This window comes from Pannonibacter anstelovis (genome assembly GCF_036881715.1).
GTDB classification, from domain to species: Bacteria; Pseudomonadota; Alphaproteobacteria; order Rhizobiales; family Stappiaceae; genus Pannonibacter; species Pannonibacter anstelovis.
The window spans coordinates 175683-201074 of the sequence record NZ_JBAKBF010000008.1 but is presented as its reverse complement, the minus strand read 5'-3'; the positions used below and the strand labels follow the sequence as shown (position 1 = coordinate 201074).

Here is a 25392-nt window from a genome sequence, read left to right as displayed (position 1 = left end):
GATGGCAAACGGCTACACAGGCGGAACTTTGACCCAGCCGCGCGGCGATCATCTCGTCATGTGCGATCTTGTGCCCGAGGGGGCACGAGTGCTGGACGTGGGCTGTGAAGACGGGGCACTGCTGCAGCTTCTGGCCGAGCGGCGGCGCGTTGACGGGCGCGGCATGGAGCTGTCGCAGGGCGGGGTCAACAAGGCCGTGGCACGCGGGCTTTCCGTGGTGCAGGGCGATGCCGACACGGATCTTGCCGACTATCCGGACAATGCCTTTGATGTGGTGATCCTCAGCCAGACACTGCAGGCCACCCGCGATCCGAAGGGCGTGATGGAGCAGCTGCTGCGCATCGGCGGGCAGGTGATCGTCTCGATCCCGAATTTCGCCTATTGGCGCAACCGCATGCAGCTTCTGCTGCGCGGACGGATGCCGGTGACCAAATATCTGTCCTACCAGTGGTATGACACGCCCAATATCCATTTCTGTTCCATCCGCGATTTTGTCGCTCTGGTGGACGAGATGGATGCAACGGTGGTCAAGGCCGTGGCGCTCAACGGGCAAGGGTCGCGCATCAGCTTCAATGCGCCCTGGTGGCTGTGGAATCTGGCGGGCGAGCAGGCGGTGTTCCTGCTGCGCCGCTAACCTTCACCGGCGGCGCGGGCCTGGTTTGTCCCGCCGGTGCGGGTTGAGGCCGGGGGTAACGCCGGCCTCCGGCACGAAGACGGGCCTGAGAACCCTCAGCACGCTGCGCTTGCCGCCATCGGCCTGAGCGGGCTTGTAGAGCCGCTTCTGCGCCTCGATCACCAGCAGTCCGGCAAAGGCCGGCCAGAGGGCGCGGCCCACGGTTTCCCAGGTGCGGGCCGAGCGCAGGATAACCTTCGACTTCACCGGCGGGATATAGAGCGTTTCCTCCTTCGAGATCACGTCGAACTGGCAGCTCTGCAGCAGCGCCTGGATCTGGCTCTTGGAGAATGGGCGGCCATAACCGAAGGGCGAGGTTTCCGCCCGTGCCCAGACGCCGCGCCTGTTTGGCACGATGACGATCAGCTTGCCGCCGGGCACGAGCACGCGCCAGGCCTCTCGCAGCAGGGCGGCAGGGTCTCCCGCCATATCCAGCGCATGAACCATGATGGCGCGCTGAAAGAAGCTGTCGCAGAAAGGCAGCTGGTCTGCTTCCACCAGAACCGAGGCATTGGCCCGCTCGCGTGGCCAGTGCACGACACCCTGCGCCGCAGGCATGGCCGCAACACAGCGCTCTGCTTCATCCATGTAGGGGCGCAGGAACGGGCCCGCATAGCCGATGCCGAGCAGGCTTTCCCCTCTGGCGCTGGGCCAGAGTGAGCGCACCCGTGCCCCTATCAGGCTGCGCAGAAGGCGGCCGAGCGGCAGGTCATAAAAGGTTCTGAGATCGCCGACGTCGAGATACATGGCCTGCCCGGTTCAATTCGGCGCGATTGAACCTTGCCTTGCCGCAAGACGCAAGACCTGATGACCGGAACAGGCTTGCTCCGCAATGCGGCATTTGCGACTGTGCGGGCCGGATTCATCAACGGGAGAGACAGAATGGCGCGGCTTCAGATCAGGCAGTTTCCCTGCCTGTCCGACAATTACGGTGTGCTGGCACGTGATCCGGAGAGCGGATCGGTGATTGCCATCGATGTGCCGGATGCCGCGCCCTATCTGGCGGAACTGGCCGAAACCGGCTGGCGTCTCACCCATATTCTCATCACCCACCATCACTGGGATCACGTGCAGGGACTGGTGCCCCTGAAGGAAGCCACGGGCGCTCGGGTGATCGGCCCGGGCCTGTCGCGGGACAAGATTTCAGGCCTCGATGAAGTGGTGGAAGATGGCGACATCTTCCACATTGCCGAGCTGAAGGTGGAGGCCATCTCGACGCCCGGTCATACGCTCGACCAGATTTCCTGGTGGTTCGAGCAGGCGGGCGTCATTCATACGGGTGACACCCTGTTCTCGCTGGGATGCGGGCGTGTCTTCGAGGGGGACATGGAAATGATGTGGGCCTCGCTCGACAAGCTGAACCGCCGCCTGCCGGACGATGCGGTTGTCTACTGCGGCCACGAGTATACTCTGTCCAATGCCCGTTTCGCGCTGAGTGTTGATCCGGATAACGCTGCGCTCAAGGAAAGGGTAGCAGAGGTGGAGCGGCTGCGGGCGGAGCATATGGCCACCCTGCCAACCACGATGGGGCGGGAGCGGGCCACCAATCCGTTCCTGCGGGCGGGTGATCCGGCGCTTGCCGCAGCCCTCGGCATGGCAGGGGCCAGCCCTGCCGAAGTCTTCGCAGAACTGCGGGGACGCAAGGACAGGTTCTGAGCCATGAGACCGCTGACCGGATTCACCGCCGCCGAAATCATCGAAACGCTGGGCATGCAGCCGCATCCAGAGGGCGGCTACTACGCCGAGACCTTCCGCGATCCGGTCTGCGATGCATCGGGCCGTGCGGCCTCGACGGCGATCTACTTCCTGCTGCCGGAGGGCGTTCTGTCGCGCTGGCACAAGGTGGATGCGGTGGAGGTGTGGCACTGGTACGGCGGCGCGCCGCTGGAGCTCTTGATCAGTGACGCAGAAGGGCCGGTTGAGCTTGTGACCCTTGGGTCCGATCTGGCCGCCGGACAGCGCCCGCAGGCGGTGGTGCCGCGCCAGGCCTGGCAGCAGGCCCAAAGCCTCGGCGATTTCACGCTTGTGGGCTGCACGGTTGCCCCCGGCTTCACCTTTGACGGCTTCGAAATGGCCCCGGAAGGCTGGCAGCCGAAGGGGTGAAGCGCCTCACACGCCCGCTTCAAAGGCCTCGACCAGATCGATGATCTGCGATCCGTAGCGGTCGAGCTTCGACTGGCCGACGCCGGAGACAGCGAGCAGGGCGTGGGAGGTCACGGGCCGGGCGATGGCGATACCGGCAAGCGTTGCATCCGGGAACACCACATAGGGCGGCACTTCGTTTTCCCGGGCTATCTGGGTGCGCAGGCGGCGCAGGCGCTCGAACAGCAGCCGGTCTTCCGGATCAAGATCATCTGCAAGGCTGGCCGACCGCTCTCCGCGCGAAGCCTTGAGGCTGGCGGCGGCGCGGTCACGGCGCAGCAGCACCTTGCGCTCGTTGCGGAACACGGCGCGGCATTCGTCCGTCAGCACCAGCGCGCCGTAGTTGGCATGATCGACACCAACAAGGCCCATGGCAACAAGCTGGCGTGCCACCGACTGCCAGGTCTTGGGCGAAAGCTCCTTGCCGATGCCATAGACCGACAGCTTGTCGTGGCCGAAGCGGGCGATCTTGTCGTTTTCCTTGCCCAGAAGCACGTCGATCACATGGCCCGCGCCAAAGCGCTGGCCGGTGCGGTAGATGGCTGAGAGGAATTTGGCGGCAGCTTCCGTTCCGTCCCAGGTTTCCACCGGAGACAGGCAGGTGTCGCAGTTGCCGCAAGGCTTGGGATAGGTCTCGCCGAAATGAGCCAGCAGCGCCTGACGGCGGCATCCGGCAGTCTCGCAGATGCCGACAAGGGCGTTGAGCTTGGCGGTTTCCGCCCGCTTCACCTCTTCCGGCGCTTCGCCTTCGGCAATCATGCGGCGGCGCTGCACCATGTCGGCCATGCCATAGGCCATCCAGGCCTCGGCCGGTGCGCCATCGCGGCCCGCACGGCCGGTTTCCTGATAGTAGGCTTCGACGGAAGACGGCAGATCGAGGTGGGCGACGAAACGCACGTCCGGCTTGTCGATGCCCATGCCGAAAGCGACAGTCGCCACCAGAACGAGGTTTTCCTCCAGCAGGAAGGCGTCCTGATTGGCCTCTCGGATTTCCCGGTCGAGCCCCGCGTGATAGGGCAGGGCGCGGATGCCCTTTTCGTTCAGCCAGCCTGCGATATCTTCCACCTTGGCGCGGGACAGGCAGTAGACGATGCCGCTCTCGCCCTTGTGGCGCTTGAGGAAATCAAGAAGCTGCTGGCGCTGGTTCACCCGCTCGACAATCTCGTAGCGGATGTTGGGCCGGTCGAAGGAGGTGGTGAAGACCTGCGCCGTCTCCAGCTTCAACCGGACGCGGATGTCCTCCTGCGTATGCGGATCGGCCGTGGCGGTCAGTGCCACACGCGGCACGCCGGGATAGCGTTCCGCAAGGCTTGCGAGCTGCAGATATTCGGGCCGGAAATCATGCCCCCACTGGCTGACGCAATGGGCCTCGTCGATGGCAAAGAGCGAGATGGCCGCCCCATCCAGCAAGCGGGAGAAACCGGCCGTCGCCACCCGTTCGGGCGTCACATAGAGAAAATCCAGCGTGCCGTTGCGCAGATCTGCGGCAATGCGCGCCTGCTCTTCCGCAGGAACGGAGGAATTGAGCGCGGCAGCGCGCACGCCCGCACCCGTCAGCGCACCCACCTGGTCCTTCATCAGTGCAATCAGCGGCGAGATCACCACACCCGTTCCGGGGCGGCAAAGAGCGGGGATCTGGAAGCACATGGATTTGCCTGCGCCCGTGGGGAACAGCACCACCGCATCGCCCCCGGCGATCAGCGTGTCCACCACCTCGCGCTGGCGTCCGCGGAAACTGGGATAGCCGAACACATCTGCCAGAACCTGCGCAGGATCCTTCGCTGCGGGCGTGGCAGTGCCCTCAGGCGGTGCTGTATACTCTGTCCCGGCGAGACGAGGCTGTGCTTGCGGCATGAACAGGTGATTCCTTCGTCGCCGCACCATCCCCTATTCGCCCGCCCCGGGCAATGACAGCCTGTGGATGACCTGTGCAAGACCGCGAGTTTTTGCAGCGGGAGGGGCTTCAGAGGCCAAACCGCGCATCCGGATCCTGCGCCAGGATTTCGGCGCAGTGGATGCGGAGCTGGTTGGTGACTTCGGCAAGGTCGCCGTCCAGCTGGCCGGGTGCCAGTGGCTCGCCCACGTGGAAGCGGAAGTGGGCGTGCTTCTTGTTCAGAAGCTCGTTGAAGACGGTCATGTCGCGCAGTTCGATCGAGACCTTTGCGAGGAAATAGAACAGGCGGGAGTTGCGCGCGCCCATGTGGATCGGGACGACCGGCACTTGATGGCGGCGGGCAAGAGCCAGTGCCGAGGTCATCCATGGCCGCTCGGTCAGCCTGCCCTCGTTCATGTAGGCAAGGCGGCCCGACGGGAACAGCACCACGGCGCGGTTGCGTTCAAAGGCTGAAGCCGCGTTTCGAAGGGTCTCGCGTGTTTTCTCACGGGTCTTGAAGTCGGCCCGCCATTCCACCGGCACGATCATGTCGGCCAGGCGCGGATTGACCCGTACCGCATCCCGGTTGGCGAAGATGGAAATGTCCCGGCGCCGGTTCTTCACCGCATCATAAAGTGCGACACCGTCGGCTATTCCTGTCGGGTGGTTCGATACGAGGATGCAGGGGCCTTTTGCCGGGATGCGCTCCAAGCCCTTCACGGTCAGCTTCAGCTGCAACAGACTGGACAGGTGTGCGAAGACTTCTTCCGCAGGAAGGTTGGAAATGGCGTCGGCCATCTCCAGCGCATCGAAATAGCGCAGCATGCGGTAGGCTATGGGCCGGAACAGCGGCCACCAGGGAGCAGCCATCACGTGCTTGCCGCGTTCGGCGATCAGCACATCCACAATATGGCGCGACGGATCTTCCGCCTCTCCCGTGTGGCTCTGTGTCAGAAGGGCCGAATCAGGATGCTGGAAACGCGGCACGTGCACAATCCTCAAGACGGGCGAAAACAGCCCATTGACAGCCTGATGGTTACAGATCCAGACGGCAACCTGCAATGGCCATGAGCGGTCAGCCTTGCAGAGCCTTGTGACGGTAGTCTGTCACAAAACAGGCATTTTTGTCGCAGCCGGCCCTGGTCCTCCAATCAGCTCCAGACGGGACTGGTGAAAATCGCAACCGCACAGCCTGTTGCTGCAATCCAAACCAGCGACCGCAGGGTGGCCTTGTCCGCCCAGTAGCAGAGTATGTAAAGACCGCGCAGTCCGATGAAGGCGGCGGCCAGGACATCGATCCAGAACGGGTCGCCGCCCTGCTGAAAAGCCACGAGCACGGCGGCGGCAAACAGCGGAAAGGCCTCGAAGCCATTGGCTTGTGCCCCTTGCGCACGTGCCCTGAAGCCCTCGGCCCAGAAGGCCGGATCGCGCGGGCGGGCGTTGCTGAAGTCTCTGGTGAGTTTGGCGGGGACCACCGACAGGATGGGCAGGAAGGCGGCAACGAGCACGCACCAGATTGCAACTGGCATGGTGATGATCCTTTTGGGTGGTTGCTTAAGTTTGCATGTGGAGAGGTAACGTTTTGTGCTGCCCGGTCAATCTCTCAATGTGCCACGCAGTACATCGGCGATGAAACCGGCAAAGGCCCTGACCTTTGCCGGCACGTGGCGGCGCGAGGGGTAGACGGCGTTGATCGTCACCTCGCTCATATCCCATTCCGGCAGCAGCCGGACAAGCGTTCCCGCTGCCAGATCCGTTGCCACATAGGCCTGCGGAATGAGGCTGAGGCCAAAGCTTGCGCGCAGGGCATCCATGACGGCAAGGCTTGAAGAGACCTTGTAGCGCCCGCTCACCCGCTGCCGGTGCTCCTTGCCATTGCGGAAGAAGGTCCATTCGTCCGCGTGGCCGGACAAGGTGAAGCGGATGCACTCATGCCGGGCAAGATCTGCTGGCTCTTGAGGCGTGCCGGCGCGTGCCAGATAGGCAGGCGACGCGCAGAGAGCGTGTTTCAGCGTGCCGAGCTTCTTGACGATCAGGTCCCGGTCCTCATCCCGGCGTCCGCCGCGCAGGGCCATGTCGAAACCGTCCCGGACAAGGTCCACGCGCCGGTCGTCGAGATCAAGGTCGAGGGAGACCGCCGGATAGCGCGCCAGAAACTCAGGGATACGGCTGGTGATAAGGACAAGGCTGGACGTCATGGGTGCGCTCACTCGCAACAGCCCGGAAGGCTCTGAGCTGAGGTTGCCAACAGACTGCTGCGCCTCTTCCAGATCGTCCAGAACCCGGCGGATCTGGTCGAGATAAAGCGTGCCCGCTTCCGTCAGACTGAGGCGGCGGGTGGTGCGGTGAAAGAGCCTGGCGCCAAGATCGCTCTCCAGCTCTGAAATGGCCTTGCTGACGGCGGCCGGAGACAGGCTGTGGCTGCGGGCTGCAGCGGCAAAGCTGCCGAGCGTGGCGATGCTGCGAAACAGGCGGAGCCGGAGAATGCCGTCCATCAATTGTTCACTTCACGTTACGGATGAGTGTCTCAAGTTGCGTATTATCATCTTTTGCCTCGTGAATTATCACTGATCTCCAGCGGCAGCCACCTGAGGCCGGGCCGCATTGCACTGGATCTGACATGAATTCCCGCCTGAACGCCCATATGACGCTGCTCCTCACCGCGCTTGCACCTGCCATCTGGGGCAGCAGCTACATCGTCATCACCGAGATGCTGCCGCCGGACCGGCCACTGACGCTGGCGCTCCTCAGGGCACTGCCTGCAGCTCTTCTTCTGCTGCTGATCGTCCGCCAGCTGCCGCGCGGGCGCTGGATCTTCCGGGTGCTGGTGCTGGGGGCGCTCAACTTCTCCATCTTCTGGACCTTGATGAATGTGGGGGCCTACCGCCTGCCGGGCGGTGTGGCGGCGACACTGGGGGCAATGCAGCCGCTTATCGTGCTGGTGCTGGCGCGCTTCCTGCTCAACGGGCGGCTGACCTGGCTGGCCGTTCTGGCGGGTGTTGCCGGTGTCATCGGCGTCGGCATGCTGATGCTGAAGCCCACGGCGGCGCTTGATCCCATCGGCCTTCTGGCAGCAGGGGCCGGTGCTGTCTCCATGGCGCTGGGCACGGTGATGACCCGCTACTGGAAGCCGGAAGTGAGCCCGCTCACCCTGACCGCCTGGCAGCTGGCTGCCGGTGCCCTCCTGCTGGCTCCTGCCGCGCTCATCACGGAACCGGCCCTGCCACCGCTGACGGGCTGGAACATTGCGGGCTTTGCCTACATGACCTTCATTGGCGCAGGCCTGACCTATCTTCTGTGGTTCCGGGGCATCGGTCTGCTCGGTCCTTCGGCAATCGCGCCGCTGGGCCTGCTCAGCCCGCTGATGGCGGTGATCCTCGGCTGGGCCATTCTGGACCAGACCCTGAGTGCGGTGCAGATTGCCGGTATGGTGCTGGTGCTGGGCAGCATTCTGGTGGGCCAGCACGCCGGGCAGCTGGCCCAGCGGCGTCCGCCTGCCAGTCTTGCGAGCCCCGTCAGCCGGCAGGTTTAGGGCTTAGCCCGGAAGCTGGCTTTCGCGGCTGGTGCGGGAGGTGCGGGCTTCCTCGTGCAGCCAGGCGCGGAAAGCTGCGACCACCGGGCGCAGGGTCCGGTCCTGCGGATAGACGAAGTGATAGGCGGTCTTCTGGTCCAGCGGCTGACCGAACAGGCGCACCAGACGGCCGCTTGCCAGTTCCTCGTCGATGAAAAGCCGGGGCATCAGCGCAACGCCGAGGTGATGTGCGGCAGCTTCCGCGATCATGCCGAACTGCTCGAAGCGCGGGCCCTGATAGGCTGTTTCCGTCTCCACCCCCATGGCGGCGAACCAGTCGCGCCAGGCCATGGGCCGCGTGGAGAGCTGCAGGCGGGGCACCTTCAGCAGGTCACGCGGCTCGCTGATCATGTGCCGGTCGCGGAACGTGCGCGAGGCCACGACCACAGACTCCTCCGGGAACAGCGGCTCCACAATGGCGCCTGCCCAGATCGGGTCGCCATGGTGGATCGCGCCGTCAAAGGGCTCCTCGGCAAAATCGAAGGGCCGCAGGCGGATGGAGATGTTGAGCGCAGCTTTCGGCGTCCGCCGCAGGAACTCGGCAAGTCGGGGGGCGAGCCAGCGGGTGCCGAAAGTGGGCAGAACCGCCAGATTGAGCACATCGGCACTGCCGGCAAAGGACATGACCTGCCGTGTGGCATCGCCCAATTGGTCCAGCGCACCGCGCACCTCATGCAGGTAAAGCCGCCCGGCATCGGTCAGCACCACGCGCTGGCGAACGCGGGCAAACAGCGGCACGCCCAGCCTCTGCTCCAGATGGCGGATCTGCTTGGAAATCGCGCCCTGTGTCAGGTGAAGCTCCTCCGCTGCGCGGGTGAAGCTTTCATGCCTGGCCGCGCACTCGAAGGCGATCAGGGCATCTGCGGGCGGCAGAAAGGCGCGTTTGACCATCAGGTTCATTCCGTTGGCTCATGACTTGCGGAGAACTTATCTCTTCCCGTACCTGCTGTCAGCAGGCATAGTCCGCGCAATTCCAGCGTTTGCCTCACATGGGGGTGTGGCGCTGAGACTTGATACATGAGACGGAGGAATGTGATGGCAGCTCTCAAGTCCGATCCCACCGGTGGCGGCACCTTTGCCTGGGAAGATCCCTTCCTGCTGCGCGAGCAGCTGAGCGAGGACGAGATCCTCATCATGGAAACCGCCCGCGCCTATGCGCAGGACAAGCTGCTGCCGCGCGTGCTTGAAGCCTATGCCCACGAGAAGACCGACCGCGAGATCTTCAACGAAATGGGTGAGCTTGGCCTGCTCGGCGTCACCCTGCCGGAAGAATACGGCTGTGCCGGTGCATCCTACGTTTCCTATGGCCTCGTTGCCCGCGAAATCGAGCGCGTTGACAGCGGCTACCGCTCGATGAACTCGGTGCAGTCCTCGCTGGTGATGTATCCGATCTATGCCTACGGCTCCGAAGAACAGCGCAAGAAGTATCTGCCCAAGCTCGCCTCGGGCGAGTTCGTCGGCTGCTTCGGCCTGACCGAGCCGGATGCAGGCTCCGATCCGGCCGGCATGCGCACCCGCGCCGAGAAGATCGACGGCGGCTACCGGCTCAAGGGCTCCAAGATGTGGATCTCCAACTCGCCGATCGCCGATGTGTTTGTGGTCTGGGCCAAGTCCGAAGCCCATGACGGAGCCATCCGCGGCTTTGTGCTGGAGAAGGGCATGAAGGGGCTGTCTGCTCCGAAGATTGGCGGCAAGCTTTCCCTGCGTGCGTCCATTACCGGCGAAATCGTCATGGACGGTGTGGAAGTCTCCGAAGACGCGCTGCTGCCGAATGTTTCCGGCCTCAAGGGTCCGTTCGGCTGCCTCAACCGCGCCCGCTACGGCATTTCCTGGGGTGCCATGGGCGCCGCCGAAGACTGCTGGCACCGTGCCCGCCAGTATGGCCTCGACCGCAAGCAGTTCGGCCGTCCGCTGGCCCAGACGCAGCTGTTCCAGAAGAAGCTGGCTGACATGCAGACGGAAATCGCGCTCGGCCTGCAGGGTTCGCTGCGCGTCGGCCGCCTGTTCGACGAGGGCAAGGTGGCACCGGAAATGATCTCCATCGTCAAGCGCAACAATTGCGGCAAGGCGCTGGATATAGCCCGTCAGGCCCGCGACATGCACGGCGGCAACGGCATTCAGGAAGAATATCACGTGATGCGTCACGCGCAGAACCTGGAAACCGTCAATACCTATGAAGGCACGCATGATGTGCATGCCCTCATCCTGGGCCGCGCCCAGACCGGTCTTCAGGCTTTCTTCTGAAGATTGCCATCAGGTCATTGAGATTGCGGCGCCATCCGTGCCGCTTTCCCTATTCCGGCCGGACGGCCCGGTGTTCAGGTCCCCACCACCTGAGGCCCGGCTGCTCCGGCCGGAAGCCGTTTCACAGCAACAGTTGTGACTGGCTGTTTTCAGTCTTCCAGCAGGTCCGGCAGATGGTCCAGCAGCACGCGGGCTGGGGCCTTGCGCTTGCCATTGGCCCATTCGATCAGCTTCTGGCAGAAATTGCGCAGGGCAAGGCGGCTCTGGCGCACCCGTTCCCTGTCCATCTCGAAGGGCGGATTTTCGTGGCGGATATAGGACCTGAGCGCCAGCGCCAGCGTGAGCACATGCACGCCGCCTGAGGGGTTGCCATAAGTCTGGGCGATATAGCCGCCGCTTACCGCATCATTTTCCGAAAAGGTCTTGTCGGTGAAGTCATGCAGCATGGTCATGCTGAGGCTGGCCACATCCTCGTGGCAGCTGCGGCCATGGAGGGTGCCGATGTTGACCAGCGGCAGATCGCCCGGATAACGCCCCTTGATGCGGCTGCGCATGGATTGCAGGCTGATCACCGTGATGCGGCCATGTATGGCGCGCAGCCGCCGGATCTGGGCACTCAGCGCGTCGTGGAACGGGGCATGATAGAGCCGCCGCCGCTCGTCCATCTCGAAGCGGCCCGGATCTTCGTCAGGCAAATAGACCCGCTTGCCGTCCAGTGTAAGCACAGGGCAGATGGACAGTGCGCCATCCTCGAACGGGCGGCCAAAGCTGGCCGGGTCACCGTCCACATCCACGACCAGGCGGGAAATGGGGGTTGATATCACCGTCGCCTGAATGTCTTCGGCAAAATCCACCAGCTGGTCCATGTGCCAGGAGGCGTCGGCCTGCAGCCGCCCCGTTGCGGACAGGCGCTTGTCGATAGAAGGCGGGATCCGCAGGCCGGAGTGGCCAATGCAGAGGATCAGCGGCGCAGAATGTTCCTTTACGGCAATCATGGATGAAGGGCCTGCCGGGATGGGGTCACCACTGGGCCGCGATGCGCGAGGCACTGCGGACAAGGGTATTTATTTTAAGCTTTTTTTAACTTTTGCCACGTCTGCCGCAAACCGTCGCAGGCGAGCTTGATTTCCCGCAGCGTAATCCCCAGAAACTTGGCGCCCGTCGGATCTGCATGATTTCTCCCGCCCTCTGGTGGACCGATGATATGCAGCTTGAGTTCCCCGGGCGGAAAGTTATTCTGCCCGCTTCACCTTCCGGAAAATTTCTTCAAGGCAAAGAAAAATGACGCTGCGGTATGGCAAGGAATTCCTCATGATCCCGGGTCCGACAAACGTGCCGGACGAAGTTCTGAGGGCCATGCACCGCCCGGCTGTCGATATCTATGAAGGCCCGCTGCTGCAGACGACGGATGACTGCCTCAAGGGCATCTCGCGTGTTTTCCGATCCACGACTGGCAAGCCCTATATCTACATCGCCAATGGGCACGGCACCTGGGATGCGGCGCTGTCCAACACCCTGTCGCGCGGCGACAAGGTGCTGGTGCTCGAATCGGGGCGCTTTGCCATCGGCTGGGGCGAGGCGGCAGAGCTGATCGGCATCGAGGTGGAAATCCTGCCCGGCCACTGGCGCAAGGCGGTGGATCCGGCGGCGCTGGAAGCGCGGCTGAAGGCCGATACGGAAGGCGCAATCAAGGCCGTTCTGGTGGTGCAGGTGGACACGGCCTCCGGTGTGCTCAACGATATTCCGGCCCTGCGCAAGGCCATGAACGCCAGCGGCCATGGCGCCCTGCTGATGGTAGACTGCATGGCCTCGCTCGGCTGCGTGCCGTTTGAGATGGAGGCCTGGGGCGTGGATGTCGCCATGGCAGGTTCGCAGAAGGGGCTGATGTCGCCTCCGGGCCTTGCCTTCGTGGTGGCTGGACAGAAAGCGCTGACCGCCCACAAGACGGCAGGGCTGCGCAATGCCTATATGGACTGGACCTTCCGCGACGGTCCGGAGCACTACATGAAATATTGCGGCACGCCGCCAGAGCATCTTCTCTTTGCCTTCCAGAAATCGCTGGAGCTGATCGAGGAGGAGACGCTGGAAGGTGTCTGGCGGCGTCACGCGATTCTGGCAGAGGCCGTGCGGGCTGCTGTCGAGGTCTGGGGCCGCAAGGGCACGCTGGAGATGAACATCCTCAAGCCGGAAGAGCGGTCCGACAGTGTGTCGGTGATCTGCTTCAACGGCGTTGATCCGGCACCGCTGCGCAGCTTCGTCAAGGATGTCTGCGGTATCACCATCGGCATCGCCATTGGCGACCTGGCCGGCAAGGGCATTCGCATTGGCCACATGGGTCATGTCAATGCGGCGATGGTTCTGGGCACGCTTTCCGCCATGGAACTTGGGCTGCGGCGTCTCGGCATCCCGCATGAAAGCGGCGGTGTGGATGCGGCCATTGCCGTGATGGACAGGGCGCTGGGCGGAAACTGATCTGTTTCATCTCCGTAAGCTGTTGTCTGGAAAGGATATATTTCTTTCCGGACACGAAGTTTGCCCCTTTGGCATATGAGGCCTTGCCAAAGGGGCGTGTGCTTCTGATATAAGGGGCTCGGGAGGTTGGTGGTGGACGAGCCACTCGCCAACCGGGTCAGGTCCGGAAGGAAGCAGCCCCAACGAGTTCCGGCACGGGTCGCCGTGCCAGCCTCCCACCCTTTTCCCCCGCGCAGATGCACCACGGCGTCGCGTCGCGTGCCTCAGGCGCGGCGGGGCTTCCGGCTGTCCTTCGTAAAGGCGCCGGCTTCATGAATTCAAGACGGGGACAGGCGGGCTGGATGAGCGGCATGGACGGTGACAGCCCCGGAGGCAACGGCCCCGAACACGCAGCTGAGCATGAGCGGGACGACCTGACGATCTCCATGTTCGGCGATGCTCCGGCTGAACCTGCACCTTCTGCTCCCGCACCTGCGCCTGCTGGCGAAGGGAAGCAGTCCGGCGCCTACCGGGTGCTGGCCCGCAAGTACCGTCCCCAGACCTTTGACGATCTCGTCGGCCAGGAGCCGATGGTCCAGACGCTGGAAAACGCCTTTGCCACCGGGCGCATTGCGCAGGCCTGGATGCTGACCGGCGTGCGTGGTGTCGGCAAGACGACGACCGCCCGTATTCTGGCGCGTGGCCTCAACTATGAAATCCCCGGAGAGGTGGAGCGCCCGACGGTGCAGCTCACCCGCGAGGGCACCCATTGCCGCGCCATCATGGAAGGCCGCCATGTCGATGTGATCGAGATGGACGCCGCCTCGCACACCGGCATCAACGATATCCGCGAGATCACGGACGCAGCGCGCTACCGCCCCGCTTCGGCGCGCTACAAGGTCTACATCATCGACGAAGTGCACATGCTCTCCAACGCGGCCTTCAACGGCCTGCTGAAGACGCTGGAGGAGCCGCCGGAGCATGTGAAGTTCATTTTCGCCACCACGGAAATCCGCAAGGTTCCGGTGACGGTGTTGTCCCGCTGTCAGCGGTTCGACCTGCGCCGCATCGAACAGCCCAAGCTCGTTGGCCTGCTGCGGCGCATTTCCAATGCGGAATCCATCGACATTTCCGATGATGCGCTGACGCTGATCGCCCGTGCGGGCGAAGGCTCGGCGCGTGACAGTCTGTCCTTGCTGGATCAGGCGATTGCCCATGGCGGCGGCCATATCGATGCGGATCAGGTGCGGCAGATGCTGGGCCTCGCCGACAGGGCGCGGGTGATCGACCTTTTCGGCCATCTCATGTCGGGCCGCATTGCCGAGGCGATGGAAGAGCTGGCCGGGCAATATGCCATCGGCGCAGACCCTGCCGTCGTGCTGACGGATCTGGCCGATTTCACCCATCTGGTGACCCGGCTCAAGATCGTGCCCAAAGCGGGTGAGGAAGTCTCCGTCACCGAGACCGAGCGTCTGCGCGGGCGGGAGTTTGCCGAAAAACTGTCGATGCGCGCCCTGTCGCGGGCCTGGCAGATCCTGCTGAAGGGCATTTCCGAAGTTCAGGCCGCGCCCAAGCCGCTGGCTGCTGCCGATATGGTTCTGGTGCGCCTTGCCTATGCGGCAGACCTGCCGGACCCGGAAGAGGCGCTGAAGCTGCTGAAAAGCGGCGGCTTCCCGTCTTTGCCCGCAGGCGGCGCGCCGCAGGGGGCAGGACAGAGCGGTGGCCAAAGTGGTGGAATGCAGAGTGGCGGCATGCAGCCGCAGGCCGGTGGTCAGATGGGGCCGCCGGGTGGCCAGAATGGTCCTGCAGGGCAGGGCGGTTATGCCGGCCCCACGATGAGCGGTGGTGCCCCGCGCCTTTCGGCCATTGCCGGAGGCGCTGCCCAGTCCGTGGCCCAATCCGCACCGCAGCCCGCTCAGCAGGCGCCTTCCGTTCAACTGCGTTCGCTGGCTGACTGCGCGGCGCTCGCCTCCGAGCGGCGCGACATTCCGCTGAAGGTTTCCATCGAGCGGCAGATGCGGCTGGTGAAGTTTGAGCCGGGGCGGATCGAAATCCAGCCAACGAAGGACGCAGGCGCGGATCTGGCTGGTGAGTTCGGCCGCAAGCTGACCGAATGGACCGGTATGCGCTGGATCGTTTCTGTCAGCCGCGAGCAGGGCAGGCCGACGATCCACGAGGAGCGCGAGGCAACGCAGGCCCAGCTTCTCTCCGACGCCCGCTCGCATCCGACCGTCGCCGCGCTTCTGGCCGAATTCCCCGGTGCCCGTGTTGTCGACGTGCGTGTCAACGAGGAAGAGGACAGCATCGACGATCCGCTGCTTGCCGAAGCCCTCGGCACGGATGACGACGACCTGTAATCCTTCCTCTTGCATTGCGGCAGGCGCATGCCCAGTTGCTGTGAAGCCGGTACTGGTCCGGCACAAGGCAACCATGGGAGCCGCTGCATGCTCGTCACCACCACCAGCACCCTTCAGGGCCGCGAGATTGTCGAATACCGGGGCCTTGTCACCGGTGAGGCCATTTTGGGGGCCAATATCTTCAAGGATCTTTTCGCCGGTATCCGCGACATCGTCGGCGGGCGCTCGGGTGCCTATGAGGCGGAGCTGGCCAAGGCACGCAAGATCGCGCTGGACGAGTTGCAGCAGCAAGCGGCGGGCCTCGGCGCCAATGCTGTGATCGGTGTTGACCTCGACTATGAGACCGTCGGCAATGGCGGCTCGATGCTGATGGTCAGCGCCACCGGCACGGCGGTTGTCATCCGCTGACGTGCGGATTCAGTCCTCAATGCGAAAAGGGCAGCCCGCGAGGGCTGCCCTTTGCTGTTTTAACGGCCGAAAGGTTCAGCTGCCCTTGGATGCAGCACGCTCGGCGCGCTTGCGGTCGTTCGGGTCCAGCAGGGCCTTGCGCAGGCGGATGTTCTTCGGCGTTACTTCCACCAGCTCGTCGTCGGCGATGTAGGACAGCGCCGCTTCGAGGGACAGGCGGATCGGGGTGGTCAGCTTGACGGCTTCATCCTTGCCGGCGGCGCGGATGTTGGTCAGCTGCTTGCCCTTCAGCACGTTCACTTCCAGGTCGTTGCCACGGGTGTGCTCGCCGATGATCATGCCCTGATACACCTTGACGCCCGGCTCGATCATCATCGGGCCGCGGTCTTCCAGGTTGAACATGGCATAGGCCACGGCCTCACCGTCGCCGTTGGAGATCAGCACGCCGGTGTGACGGGTCGGAATGTCGCCCTTGTAGGGGGCGTATTCGTGGAACACGCGGTTGAAGATCGCCGTGCCGCGGGTGTCGGACAGAAGCTCGCCCTGATAGCCGATGAGGCCACGGGTGGGGGCAAGGAACTGCAGACGGGTGCGGCCGCCGCCGGAGGGGCGCATTTCGCGCAGCTCGGCTTTGCGCTCGGACAGCTTCTGCACGACGACGCCGGAATGCTCTTCATCCACGTCGATGGTGACTTCCTCGATCGGCTCCAGGCGGTTGCCGTTTTCGTCGAACTGGAAGACCACGCGCGGACGGCCGACGCAGATCTCGAAGCCTTCGCGGCGCATGTTTTCGATCAGGATGGCGAGCTGCAGTTCGCCACGGCCGGACACGATGAAGGCGTCGCCTTCCGGGGTGTCCTCGATCTTCAGGGCAACGTTGCCTTCCGCTTCGTCCATCAGGCGCTTGCGGATGACGCGCGACTGCACCTTGTCGCCTTCGGTGCCGGCCAGCGGGCTGTCGTTGACGAAGAAGGTCATGGACAGGGTCGGCGGATCGATCGGCTGGGCCATGATCGGGGTGTTCACGTCCATGGAACAGAGCGTGTCGGCGACGGTTGCTTCCTGCAGGCCTGCGATGGAGACGATGTCACCGGCCTCACCCTTCTCGATGGGCTGGCGCTCAAGGCCACGGAACGCAAGCACCTTGGAGATACGGCCGCTCTCGACCATCTTGCCTTCACGCGACAGGGCCTTGATGGGCATGTTCGGAATGGCTTCGCCAGCGACGATACGGCCCGTCAGGATGCGGCCCAGGAACGGGTTGCTCTCGATGGTAGTCGCCAGCATGCGGAAGGAGCCTTCCTCTGCCGTCGGTGCCGGAACGTGGCTGATGATCAGGTCGAACAGCGGGGCCATGGATTCAGCCGGACCGGTCGGGTCATTGGCCATCCATTCCTGCTTGGCAGAGCCATAGACGACCGGGAAGTCGAGCTGCTCTTCGTTGGCATCGAGGGCGGCGAAGAGGTCGAACACCTCGTCCAGCACTTCCTCGGCGCGCTGCTCCGGCTTGTCGATCTTGTTGATGGCGACGATCGGCTTGAGGCCGAGCTTCAGGGCCTTGCCGAGCACGAACTTGGTCTGCGGCATCGGGCCTTCGGCGGCGTCTACCAGCAGAACCACACCGTCCACCATATGCAGGATACGCTCGACTTCACCGCCGAAGTCGGCGTGGCCCGGGGTGTCCACGATGTTGATGCGGGTGTCGCCCCACACCAGCGAAGTCACCTTCGCCAGAATGGTGATGCCACGCTCACGCTCCAGGTCGTTGGAGTCCATCATGCGCTCTTCCGTGCGCTGGTTCTCGCGGAAGGAGCCCGACTTCTTCAGAAGGACGTCGATTAGGGTTGTCTTGCCATGGTCGACGTGGGCGATGATGGCGATATTGCGCAGCTTCATTAAGGGCTCCAAAAGACACTGCGGGCAGGGTGCCCGCAGTGTTTGTCTTCAAATTGTGGCTGACACCCGCTGGTGCTCACGGGCGGAAATCCGCGCCCTGTATAGTCTGCGGCGGCCATTTGTGCAACGCGGCAGCGCAGCTTGACGCAAATCAGGTGCCGTTCTAATTGTAAGGTAGCCTTACTATATGTCTGTCTTATGAATTTGGGTGGTGCCTTTCGTGGCTGATCCGACCCTCGGATTTCTCGTTGCCGATGTCGGCCGGCTGATCCGCCAGCGCTTTGAAGCGGCGCTGAGCGGCGTTGATTGCGGCCTGACGGCGGCGGAAGCGAGAACCCTTAACATGGTGCGGCAATTGCCGGATCAGCGCCAGGCAGCGCTGGCCGGCATGCTCGGTATCGAGCCGATGACACTCGTGGGCCATCTCGACCGGCTGGAACAGGCGGGCCTGATCTGCCGGGTGGCGGACCCGCAGGACAGGCGTGCCAAGATCATCGTTCTGGGCAAAGCGGCGCAGAGTGTGCTGGCCAAGATAGATGAAGCGTTGCACCAGGTCCGTGCTGAAATCTCGGAAGGGATGAGCCCCGAGGAGACGGCAGCAGCCATGCGCGTGCTGGCGAGGGTGCGGGACAATTTGGCTGAGGCCGCAGACCGGGCCTGAGGCGGCTTGAGCGATGGAATTCGTTTTTTTCCCGGGCGGGGAGGGCCCGCACAACGGATGGATCAGATGCGGGACAGTGTGACACCCCCCATGAGCGAAAGGCGCACCGCCCTGATCGGCGCGGCGCTGGTGGCCATCGGGCCGATTTCAATGGCGCTTTATACGCCGGCCATGCCGGTGCTGGCGGATGCTTTCGACACGACGCGCTCGATGATCAAGCTGACGCTGACGGCCTATTTCACCGGCTTTGCCCTGACGCAGCTGATCTGCGGACCGCTGACCGATGCTTTCGGCCGGCGTCCGGTGACGATTGCCTTCCTGCTGCTCTATCTCGCCTCCACCCTGCTGGCGGCCTTTGCGCCAAATGTCGAGGGCATGATTGCCGCCCGCGCCCTGCAAGGCATTGGCGCGGCCATTGGCGTTTCGGTGTCCCGCGCCATCGTGCGCGACCAGTTCACCGGGCAGACCTCGGCGCGGATCATGAATACGGTGGCGATGATGCTGGCCATTGGGCCCGCCATTTCGCCCACCATCGGCGGGTTGACGCTGGAGTTCTTCGGCTGGCGCGAGATCTTCTATTTCATGATCATCTATGGCGCGGTCCTGCTGGCGGCGGTGTGGATTTTCATGACGGAGACCAACCGTTATATCGACAGGGCCAACCTTCAGCCCGCACGGCTTGTCATCAACTATCTCACCTTGCTGAAAACGCCCTCGTTCCTGCGGCCAAGCCTGCTGGTCGGCTTTGGCATCGGTACCATCTACACGCTGGCGACCATCCTGCCCTTCGTGCTGATCGATCACGTGGGTCTGACGCCCAGCCAGTTCGGCCTCGGCATGATCGTGCAGTCCGGCTCCTTCATGGCGGCAACCATTGTCGCTTCGCGGGTGCTGCGGCGGCATGATGCGGGCAAGCTGGTGCCGCCCGCGCTCTGTGGCATGGCGCTGGCGGCAGCGGCGATCATCGTCTCGCATGCATTGTTCGAGCCCGGTTTCCTCAGCGTGATGCTGCCGGTGGGCCTGTTCTCCTTCTCGCTGGCCTGCCTTCTGCCTGCTGCCACCACGGCGGCGCTGCAGGGCTTTCCGCAGCTTGCAGGCTCTGCCTCCTCGCTGACCGGGTTTCTGCAATTCGGCACCGGCATTCTCGGCAGTTTGGTGGCGGCGTGGCTCGGCGATCCGGTGCTGGCGCTGATCATCGTTGCGCCGGGCATGATGCTGCTGGGGGCGGGGCTCTACCTGGCCCTTACGCCGCTTGCGAGGGCGAAGGAGGGAGGCGGCGGCAGCTGACCGGCATCTTTGCGGCGTTTTCTGTGCCGCAACCGTCCTGCAGCTTGACCTCTCCCCGGCAAAGCGCGACATAGCGCCTTCGATCTTGCGGGAGCTTCCTCAATGACACAGGCTGCCTATCAGCTGCCGGACCTTGCCGGTCCTGCCCGCCCGCATGTGATGGGCATCCTCAATGTCACGCCGGACAGTTTCTCCGACGGCGGGCAGCACGCGGCAGCGGAAGCGGCCATCGCCCATGCGCGGCAGATGATTGCGGAAGGGGCTGATATCATCGACATTGGCGGCGAAAGCACGCGTCCGGGAGCAGCACCTGTCTCTCTGGAGGACGAGTGGGCCCGCCTGGTTCCGGTACTGGAGCCGGTCGTTGCGCTGGGTTGCCCCGTCTCCATCGACACCTACAAGGCAGAAACCGCCCGCCGCGCCTGCCGCGCCGGGGTGGCAATCGTCAATGACGTCTGGGGCCTGCAGAAAGATCCGGCCATGGCGGATGTGGTTGCCGAAGCTGGCGTTCATGTGGTGATGATGCACAACCGCGAAGCCTCAGATCCCGCCATCGACATTCTCGCCGACATCGACCGCTTCTTCGAACGCTCGATGGAGCTGGCAGAGCGCGCCGGGATCGCGAGGGAAAAGATGATCCTCGATCCCGGCTTCGGCTTCGGCAAGACGGTGGACCAGAATTTCCTCGTCCTCAACCGCTTCGCAAGCCTGCGCAAGCATGGCCTGCCGCTGCTGAGCGGTGCCTCGCGCAAGCGCATGATCGGTGCCGTGCTGGATGTGGAGCCGCAGGAGCGCCTTTACGGCTCGCTGGCGGTGCATCTTCTTTCGCTGGAGCGGGGCGCTGCGATCCTGCGCGTTCACGATGTCCGCCCGCATGTGGAAGCGGCGAAGATTTATGCCGCAATGAAAAGGGAAGCCGTTTGAATGAGCCTTGCTGACAACGCGGTGCGCGCGGCGCTGGGCCTCGGCTCCAACATGGGTGACCCGAAGGCCAATCTGGCCGCAGCCATCGCCCGGCTTGATGCCAGTGAGGGCATTTCCGTTGTTGCGGTGTCCTCCGCCTACCGCACGCCGCCCTGGGGGCCGATCCCGCAGGATGACTACCGCAACATTTGCCTCGTCATCGAAACTGTGCTGTGCCCGCGTGACCTGCTGGGCCGCTGCCTTGAGATCGAACGGGAACTGGGCCGGGTGCGGGACGTGCGCTGGGGTCCGCGCATCATCGACATCGATGTGCTGATCTATGGCGGTGAACAGGTGGAGGAGGAGCATCTCTCCATCCCCCATCCACGTATGGGCGAACGGGCCTTCGTGCTGGTGCCTCTGGCCGAAATCTGGCCCGATGCCCCCATCGGCGGCGGCCGCACGGCGGCTGAAGCCCTCGCAACCTGCGAAGGCCGCGAGGAAATCGTCTTGCTGCCGGAGTGAGCGGCTGATCCGCCTTAGCGGTTCGGCAGCTCGCCGCGCAGCCATTGCTGCCATTGGGCCCGCGTGCCGTAGAACACGTTGCGGTCGACGGGGCCTTTGATGCCCTTGATGGTGCCTTGCGCGGTGTATTGCCAGAAGACCCAGTCGTTGCGCTTGTCGTATTTGTAGCTCGGATGGCTGGCGACCGAGCGGACCCAGAAGTCATGGGCGGTATATTTGCCGACCAGAACGTCCCGGTGGAAGTCGATGGTCGTGTAAACGATCGGCCGCTTGCCGTAATAGGCTTCGACGGCATCCAGGAACACATTCATGTCGGCCACGATCTTGTTTGCCGCAGGCGGCTTCGGGCAGGTCTTGGAAATGTGGTTCCATTCCATGTCCAGCACGGGGGGAAGTGCCTGCGGATCGCGCGGGACATTCTGGATGAACCAGGCGATCTGCTCTTCGACCGGGCGGCAGAAATAATAGAAATGATAGGCGCCGCGCGGAACGCCTGCTTCCTTGGCCGCCTGCCAGTTGGTCACGAACATCGGATCGATGAAATCGCCGCCCTCGGTCGCCTTGATGAAGGCAAACTCGACACCGGCGCGCTTGACCTCGTGCCAATTGATGTCTGCCTGCCAGCGGGACACATCGATGCCGTGGACCGGGAAATCCTGCGGCATGGGATCGCGGTATTCCACCCCCGAACAGGAGGACAGAAGCGCGGTAAGGGCTAGCATGGCAAGAAAGCGCGGGCGCCGGAACACGTGTTCCTCCGGGTTAACGAATTACAAACACCAGCCGTCAAATTGCGCGAAAAGTCCTAACGGATCGTAGAAAAATCATGGCGGGAATGGGGCATTTGTGATTGCTCCGCCTTTGGTGCACGCCTTTGCGCTCGGAAACCGGCTTGACGGGCGGGGCAACACCGGGTCACGTGCTTCTCCGAACTTGTCGCGCCCGCCGCATAGCCTGTTCCGGCTCACACCTACGGACCTCTTCATGACCGACCGCCTGACCTTTGCCACCTGGAACATCAACTCCGTCCGCCTGCGCATGCCGATTGTCGAGACCTTCCTCATCACCCATGCGCCGGATGTGCTGTGCCTGCAGGAAACCAAGTGCCCGGATGCCAACTTCCCGTTCGGTGCGTTCCGCAAGCTTGGCTATGAGCATGTGGAGATCAGCGGCCAGAAGGGCTACCACGGCGTTGCCATCATCTCGCGCCGCCCCCTGGAGGCTGTCGAGCGCAGGGATTTCTGCGGCAAGGGCGATGCCCGGCACATTGCCGTCAGCGTGCCGTTCAATGGCAGTTCGTTCCGCTTGCATAATTTTTATGTGCCGGCTGGCGGTGATGAACCCGACCGGACGGTCAACGAGAAATTCGGCCATAAGCTGGACTTCATGGCCGAGATGAAGGCGATGCTGGCCGGGGAAGAGGCGTCGCGCCCGGCCGTGGTCGTGGGCGATCTCAACGTCGCGCCCTATGAGCATGACGTGTGGTCTCACAAGGCGCTGTTGAAGATCGTCAGCCATACGCCGGTGGAAACGGAGCTGCTGGAAGCGATCCGCACCGGCGGCAACTGGGTGGATGTGATGCGCCAATATGTGCCCATGTCCGAAAAGCTCTACACTTGGTGGAGCTACCGGGCGAAGGACTGGGATGCTGCCGACAAGGGCCGCCGCCTTGATCACATCTGGATGACACAGAGTCTTGCCCCGCACGCCCGCGGCATCGAAGTGCTGCGTGCAGCGAGAGGCTGGGAAAAGCCTTCCGATCACGTGCCGGTGATTGCCCGGCTGGAGGCATGATGCCGGGATAGAAGCTCCGGCCTTGGCATAATCTTAAGTCCGCCGTGGCAGGATCGCGCGGTGGATGGATGTGCAGTGGGGCAGGGACGGGAGCTGGATCTGGTGCAGGCGCGGGACGGCGGCGGAAAGGCCGGGCAACAGGCAATGGGTCTTCAGCGGCTCTGGCTGCGCCTTGCGGGCGGAGGTGCACGCAAGGCCGCATTGGTGACGCTGGCCATCCGCGTTGCCGGTGCTGCGCTTGCCTATATGGCGCAGGTGCTCATGGCCCGCTGGATGGGTGCCTTTGACTATGGCGTCTACTCGGTCGTCTGGACCATGGTGATGATCCTGTCGGTCTTCGCCTGCCTCGGCTTTTCCTCCTCGGCCGGCCGCTTTATCCCGCTTTACCGGGGTGAGGGCTTTTTGGAGCTGCTGCGCGGCTATCTCTTCACCAGCCGGATCATTGTCTTTGGCACGGCCTGCCTTATCGGCGCAGGCGTGGCACTCATGGTGCTGCTGTTGCGCCCCATTCTTGATCCGGCCTATGTGCTCCCCCTGATGCTGGCGATGCTGGCCTTGCCGTTTTTTACCCTGGCTGGCGTGCAGGATGGCATTGCCCGTGCGCATGACCGGCCGGATCTCGGACTGATGCCGAGCTTTATCTGGCGGCCTCTGTTGATCCTGCTGCTGCTCTATCTGGCCATGCAGGCCGGGTTTATCCCGGATGCTGCCACTGCCGTGCTGGCCGGAGCCATTGCAAGTGCGCTCGTGGCGCTGGATCAGCTGCGGCGGCTGAACCAGGTGATCGGCCGTCAGCTGCCTGCGGGCCCGCGGACGCATGCGCCGCGCCTGTGGCTGGCGGTCTCCCTGCCCATGCTGCTGGTGGAAGGCTTTCTGCAGCTCGTCACCAGCGCCGATGTGGTCATGGTCAGCTTCTGGCAGAGCCCGGACGAGGTGGCGGTTTACTTCGCCGCCTCAAAAACGCTGGCGCTGGTGCATTTCATCTATTTCGCCGTGCGCGCCGCATCCGCCCACCGCTTTGCCGCCCTGCACGTCGCTTCCCATGATGCTGCCGGACGCGCAGCCTTCGAGGCCTATGTGCGCCGCGCCGGGTTCTGGACCTTCTGGCCTTCGGTGGCTGCTGCTGCCGTGCTCATCGCCGCTGCGCCTTTTCTGCTGGCGCTCTTCGGACCGGGGTTCGAGGCAGGCACGGCGCTGATTGCCGTGCTGCTCGTCGGCGTGCTGGCGCGGGCCAGCGCCGGGCCGGCGGATGTTCTCCTCACCATGTGCGGCCTGCAGAAGGCCTGCGCGGCCATCTATTCCGGCGTCTTCATCCTCAATGTGGGGCTGAACCTGCTGCTGATCCCGCCCTTCGGGCTGATGGGCGCGGCTGTGGCGACCTCCCTTGCCATCACCGGCGAGGCACTGGCGCTCATCTTCGTTGCCCGCCGCCGCCTTGGGGTGCTGCCCTTTGCGCCCTTCGCCTTTGCGCTGGCGCTGGGCCGGGAGGGGCGGCATGGCTGAGACAAAGGCATCACTGGAAGGCTTGCTGCTTCAGATAGCGGATGCGCCGGAATGGGATGTACTTGTGCGGGAGGCGCTAAGCCCAAATCCCTTCTTCTCTCCTGCCTTTCTTGTGCCTTATGCCTCCAATCTGGGACCTGCAGAACTCAGGCTTGCTGTGGTGCGCGAAAAGGCTGGCGGGCGCTGGCTGGCGGTGGCTCCGGTCGCCCGGCGGCGTTGTGGTTTTCTCCTCAGGGAACGGACGTTCTGGGCGGCGGAATATGGCCCGCTTGGTGCTCCTCTGGTGCATCCGCAGGCGCCGGATGAAGCGCTGGCGCTGCTGCTGGAGACAGCTGCCGCCGGGTCTCCGGTCCTGCGCCTGCCGTTCCTGCCTGTGGCTGGTGCCGTGACGGAGCGGCTGAAGGCGGCTGCGAAGGGCTGGCGCTGGCTGGAAGGGCCGGTGGAGGAGCGGGCTTCTCATGAAGGCGGGGCAGAGGGCGAGGCACAGCTTGCCGCTGCCCTGACCACCAAACGCCGCAAGGAGATGGAGCGGCTGAAGCGCCGCCTCTCGGAAGACGGTGAACTTGTCTTCGACAGCCTGCGTGGTGCTGATGCTCTGGCTGGCATGGCTGAGTTTCTGGCGCTGGAGCGTTCCGGCTGGAAAGGGCGCGGTGCAACGGCACTGGCCAGCCGCGAGGCAACGCGGCGCTTTGCCGAAGATTTTGCCGTACGGCTCGCGGCACGGGATGGCTTGCGGCTGGACCGGATGCGGCTTGATGGCAGGCCGCTGGCTATGCTTGCAGTCATATTGCTGGGCGGCAGAGCCTTTGCCTGGAAGATCGCGTTTGATGAAGACTTCGCCCGTTTTTCGCCGGGCCAGCATCTGGCACTGCATGCGATGCGGCAGACGCTCGCGGATCCGGCGCTGCCGTTTGGCGGCGATTCCCTTGCGGTGCCCGGCCATCCGATGATCGAGCCTCTGTGGCGCGGGCGCATGGCCTATGCCCATCCCGTTCTGCTGCGCGGTGCGGCGGGCGCGCTGCTGCACCCGCTGCAGAGGCTGGATGCTCTCGCCTTCCGCGCCGCCAGGGCGCTGGCGCGGCGGATCTTGCGGCGAAGGTAAAG

The 25392-nt window shown here is 63.9% G+C and carries 24 protein-coding genes and 1 other RNA gene; 16 read left to right on the top strand and 9 right to left on the bottom strand.

Annotated elements, in window-relative coordinates; translation table 11 throughout:
- The first annotated feature begins 1 nt into the window (after position 1).
- Entirely contained in the window at positions 2-634 is a 633-nt protein-coding gene (metW, locus tag V6L75_RS14120; RefSeq protein WP_334252127.1) for a methionine biosynthesis protein MetW, read from the top strand.
- Positions 635-637: 3 nt separating this feature from the next.
- Here metW and V6L75_RS14115 read toward each other — a convergent pair whose 3' ends face one another.
- Positions 638-1420 (bottom strand): class I SAM-dependent methyltransferase, encoded by a 783-nt coding sequence (locus V6L75_RS14115; protein WP_334252126.1) that lies wholly within the window; start codon positions 1418-1420, stop codon positions 638-640.
- A gap of 135 nt (positions 1421-1555) precedes the next feature.
- On the opposite strand from V6L75_RS14115, the gene gloB reads away from it, so the two are divergent.
- A complete protein-coding gene (gloB, locus tag V6L75_RS14110) occupies positions 1556-2329 on the top strand; it encodes a hydroxyacylglutathione hydrolase (protein ID WP_163001455.1) in 774 nt (257 codons plus the stop codon).
- Between the two features lie 3 nt (positions 2330-2332).
- Positions 2333-2776, top strand: coding sequence for a cupin domain-containing protein (locus V6L75_RS14105; protein ID WP_334252125.1), 444 nt, complete (start codon positions 2333-2335; stop codon positions 2774-2776).
- 6 nt (positions 2777-2782) lie between these two features.
- Here the strand turns inward: V6L75_RS14105 and recQ are convergent, their stop codons facing one another.
- From recQ to V6L75_RS14085, 4 genes are all read right to left on the bottom strand, one after another.
- Positions 2783-4669, bottom strand: a complete 1887-nt coding sequence (gene recQ / locus V6L75_RS14100; RefSeq protein ID WP_334252124.1) for a DNA helicase RecQ — start codon at positions 4667-4669, stop codon at positions 2783-2785.
- 109 nt (positions 4670-4778) lie between these two features.
- Positions 4779-5675 (bottom strand): 1-acyl-sn-glycerol-3-phosphate acyltransferase, encoded by an 897-nt coding sequence (locus V6L75_RS14095; protein ID WP_334252123.1) that lies wholly within the window; start codon positions 5673-5675, stop codon positions 4779-4781.
- A 164-nt stretch (positions 5676-5839) separates the two neighbouring features.
- Positions 5840-6217, bottom strand: coding sequence for an MAPEG family protein (locus V6L75_RS14090; RefSeq protein ID WP_334252122.1), 378 nt, complete (start codon positions 6215-6217; stop codon positions 5840-5842).
- A 66-nt stretch (positions 6218-6283) separates the two neighbouring features.
- The gene (locus V6L75_RS14085; protein WP_334252121.1) at positions 6284-7183 is read right to left on the bottom strand and encodes a LysR family transcriptional regulator; all 900 of its coding nucleotides are present in this window, start codon (positions 7181-7183) and stop codon (positions 6284-6286) included.
- Between the two features lie 125 nt (positions 7184-7308).
- Between V6L75_RS14085 and V6L75_RS14080 the strand changes: the two genes are divergently transcribed.
- Entirely contained in the window at positions 7309-8220 is a 912-nt protein-coding gene (locus tag V6L75_RS14080; protein WP_334252120.1) for a DMT family transporter, read from the top strand.
- A gap of 3 nt (positions 8221-8223) precedes the next feature.
- On the opposite strand, the gene V6L75_RS14075 is transcribed toward V6L75_RS14080, so the two are convergent.
- A complete protein-coding gene (locus V6L75_RS14075; RefSeq protein WP_334252119.1) occupies positions 8224-9159 on the bottom strand; it encodes a LysR substrate-binding domain-containing protein in 936 nt (311 codons plus the stop codon).
- Between the two features lie 135 nt (positions 9160-9294).
- On the opposite strand from V6L75_RS14075, the gene V6L75_RS14070 reads away from it, so the two are divergent.
- Entirely contained in the window at positions 9295-10503 is a 1209-nt protein-coding gene (locus V6L75_RS14070; RefSeq protein WP_334252118.1) for an acyl-CoA dehydrogenase, read from the top strand.
- 149 nt (positions 10504-10652) lie between these two features.
- Here the strand turns inward: V6L75_RS14070 and V6L75_RS14065 are convergent, their stop codons facing one another.
- On the bottom strand, positions 10653-11498 hold the full coding sequence (locus V6L75_RS14065; RefSeq protein ID WP_334252117.1) for an N-formylglutamate amidohydrolase: 846 nt from the start codon (positions 11496-11498) through the stop codon (positions 10653-10655).
- 286 nt (positions 11499-11784) lie between these two features.
- On the opposite strand from V6L75_RS14065, the gene V6L75_RS14060 reads away from it, so the two are divergent.
- From V6L75_RS14060 to V6L75_RS14045, 4 genes are all read left to right on the top strand, one after another.
- Positions 11785-12975 (top strand): pyridoxal-phosphate-dependent aminotransferase family protein, encoded by a 1191-nt coding sequence (locus V6L75_RS14060; RefSeq protein ID WP_334252116.1) that lies wholly within the window; start codon positions 11785-11787, stop codon positions 12973-12975.
- 121 nt (positions 12976-13096) lie between these two features.
- An RNA gene (gene ffs, locus V6L75_RS14055) (signal recognition particle sRNA small type) lies at positions 13097-13194 on the top strand.
- A 206-nt stretch (positions 13195-13400) separates the two neighbouring features.
- Entirely contained in the window at positions 13401-15311 is a 1911-nt protein-coding gene (locus V6L75_RS14050; protein WP_425498793.1) for a DNA polymerase III subunit gamma/tau, read from the top strand.
- An 87-nt stretch (positions 15312-15398) separates the two neighbouring features.
- A complete protein-coding gene (locus V6L75_RS14045) occupies positions 15399-15719 on the top strand; it encodes a heavy metal-binding domain-containing protein (RefSeq protein ID WP_334252114.1) in 321 nt (106 codons plus the stop codon).
- A gap of 75 nt (positions 15720-15794) precedes the next feature.
- On the opposite strand, the gene typA is transcribed toward V6L75_RS14045, so the two are convergent.
- Complete coding sequence (typA, locus tag V6L75_RS14040; RefSeq protein WP_334252113.1) at positions 15795-17615, bottom strand: translational GTPase TypA; 1821 nt, start codon at positions 17613-17615, stop codon at positions 15795-15797.
- Between the two features lie 220 nt (positions 17616-17835).
- On the opposite strand from typA, the gene V6L75_RS14035 reads away from it, so the two are divergent.
- The 4 genes from V6L75_RS14035 (at position 17836) to folK (ending at position 20991) form a co-directional block, all read left to right on the top strand.
- Positions 17836-18276 carry a MarR family winged helix-turn-helix transcriptional regulator gene (locus V6L75_RS14035; protein WP_334252112.1) on the top strand — a complete coding sequence of 147 codons (441 nt, stop codon included), beginning with the start codon at positions 17836-17838 and terminating at the stop codon, positions 18274-18276.
- A gap of 90 nt (positions 18277-18366) precedes the next feature.
- Positions 18367-19563 (top strand): multidrug effflux MFS transporter, encoded by a 1197-nt coding sequence (locus tag V6L75_RS14030; RefSeq protein WP_334252111.1) that lies wholly within the window; start codon positions 18367-18369, stop codon positions 19561-19563.
- A gap of 102 nt (positions 19564-19665) precedes the next feature.
- Positions 19666-20487 (top strand): dihydropteroate synthase, encoded by an 822-nt coding sequence (folP, locus tag V6L75_RS14025; protein ID WP_334252110.1) that lies wholly within the window; start codon positions 19666-19668, stop codon positions 20485-20487.
- The gene (gene folK, locus V6L75_RS14020; RefSeq protein WP_334252109.1) at positions 20488-20991 is read left to right on the top strand and encodes a 2-amino-4-hydroxy-6-hydroxymethyldihydropteridine diphosphokinase; all 504 of its coding nucleotides are present in this window, start codon (positions 20488-20490) and stop codon (positions 20989-20991) included.
- A 14-nt stretch (positions 20992-21005) separates the two neighbouring features.
- On the opposite strand, the gene V6L75_RS14015 is transcribed toward folK, so the two are convergent.
- The gene (locus V6L75_RS14015; protein WP_425498794.1) at positions 21006-21713 is read right to left on the bottom strand and encodes a glycoside hydrolase family 25 protein; all 708 of its coding nucleotides are present in this window, start codon (positions 21711-21713) and stop codon (positions 21006-21008) included.
- 262 nt (positions 21714-21975) lie between these two features.
- On the opposite strand from V6L75_RS14015, the gene xth reads away from it, so the two are divergent.
- The 3 genes from xth to V6L75_RS14000 are packed head-to-tail and all read left to right on the top strand — an operon-like array spanning position 21976 to position 25390.
- Entirely contained in the window at positions 21976-22785 is an 810-nt protein-coding gene (gene xth, locus V6L75_RS14010; RefSeq protein WP_334252107.1) for an exodeoxyribonuclease III, read from the top strand.
- A 60-nt stretch (positions 22786-22845) separates the two neighbouring features.
- Positions 22846-24288 carry a lipopolysaccharide biosynthesis protein gene (locus V6L75_RS14005; RefSeq protein WP_334252106.1) on the top strand — a complete coding sequence of 481 codons (1443 nt, stop codon included), beginning with the start codon at positions 22846-22848 and terminating at the stop codon, positions 24286-24288.
- A complete protein-coding gene (locus V6L75_RS14000; protein ID WP_334252105.1) occupies positions 24281-25390 on the top strand; it encodes a GNAT family N-acetyltransferase in 1110 nt (369 codons plus the stop codon). The genes V6L75_RS14005 and V6L75_RS14000 overlap by 8 nt, the downstream gene beginning before the upstream one ends.
- Positions 25391-25392: the final 2 nt, after the last annotated feature.

What these genes read in the sequence shown, in the direction of transcription:
- V6L75_RS14015 (WP_425498794.1), bottom strand. Translation starts at nt 21,713, where the DNA reads ATGCTAGCCCTTACCGCGCTTCTGTCCTCCTGTTCGGGGGTGGAATAC.
- V6L75_RS14080 (WP_334252120.1), top strand. Translation starts at nt 7,309, where the DNA reads ATGAATTCCCGCCTGAACGCCCATATGACGCTGCTCCTCACCGCGCTT.
- V6L75_RS14000 (WP_334252105.1), top strand. Translation starts at nt 24,281, where the DNA reads ATGGCTGAGACAAAGGCATCACTGGAAGGCTTGCTGCTTCAGATAGCG.
- V6L75_RS14050 (WP_425498793.1), top strand. Translation starts at nt 13,401, where the DNA reads ATGTTCGGCGATGCTCCGGCTGAACCTGCACCTTCTGCTCCCGCACCT.
- V6L75_RS14070 (WP_334252118.1), top strand. Translation starts at nt 9,295, where the DNA reads ATGGCAGCTCTCAAGTCCGATCCCACCGGTGGCGGCACCTTTGCCTGG.
- folK (WP_334252109.1), top strand. Translation starts at nt 20,488, where the DNA reads ATGAGCCTTGCTGACAACGCGGTGCGCGCGGCGCTGGGCCTCGGCTCC.
- V6L75_RS14105 (WP_334252125.1), top strand. Translation starts at nt 2,333, where the DNA reads ATGAGACCGCTGACCGGATTCACCGCCGCCGAAATCATCGAAACGCTG.
- typA (WP_334252113.1), bottom strand. Translation starts at nt 17,615, where the DNA reads ATGAAGCTGCGCAATATCGCCATCATCGCCCACGTCGACCATGGCAAG.
- V6L75_RS14060 (WP_334252116.1), top strand. Translation starts at nt 11,785, where the DNA reads ATGACGCTGCGGTATGGCAAGGAATTCCTCATGATCCCGGGTCCGACA.
- gloB (WP_163001455.1), top strand. Translation starts at nt 1,556, where the DNA reads ATGGCGCGGCTTCAGATCAGGCAGTTTCCCTGCCTGTCCGACAATTAC.
- V6L75_RS14115 (WP_334252126.1), bottom strand. Translation starts at nt 1,420, where the DNA reads ATGTATCTCGACGTCGGCGATCTCAGAACCTTTTATGACCTGCCGCTC.
- V6L75_RS14090 (WP_334252122.1), bottom strand. Translation starts at nt 6,217, where the DNA reads ATGCCAGTTGCAATCTGGTGCGTGCTCGTTGCCGCCTTCCTGCCCATC.
- V6L75_RS14075 (WP_334252119.1), bottom strand. Translation starts at nt 9,159, where the DNA reads ATGAACCTGATGGTCAAACGCGCCTTTCTGCCGCCCGCAGATGCCCTG.
- folP (WP_334252110.1), top strand. Translation starts at nt 19,666, where the DNA reads ATGACACAGGCTGCCTATCAGCTGCCGGACCTTGCCGGTCCTGCCCGC.
- metW (WP_334252127.1), top strand. Translation starts at nt 2, where the DNA reads ATGGCAAACGGCTACACAGGCGGAACTTTGACCCAGCCGCGCGGCGAT.
- V6L75_RS14085 (WP_334252121.1), bottom strand. Translation starts at nt 7,183, where the DNA reads ATGGACGGCATTCTCCGGCTCCGCCTGTTTCGCAGCATCGCCACGCTC.
- V6L75_RS14065 (WP_334252117.1), bottom strand. Translation starts at nt 11,498, where the DNA reads ATGATTGCCGTAAAGGAACATTCTGCGCCGCTGATCCTCTGCATTGGC.
- V6L75_RS14030 (WP_334252111.1), top strand. Translation starts at nt 18,367, where the DNA reads ATGAGCGAAAGGCGCACCGCCCTGATCGGCGCGGCGCTGGTGGCCATC.
- V6L75_RS14045 (WP_334252114.1), top strand. Translation starts at nt 15,399, where the DNA reads ATGCTCGTCACCACCACCAGCACCCTTCAGGGCCGCGAGATTGTCGAA.
- recQ (WP_334252124.1), bottom strand. Translation starts at nt 4,669, where the DNA reads ATGCCGCAAGCACAGCCTCGTCTCGCCGGGACAGAGTATACAGCACCG.
- xth (WP_334252107.1), top strand. Translation starts at nt 21,976, where the DNA reads ATGACCGACCGCCTGACCTTTGCCACCTGGAACATCAACTCCGTCCGC.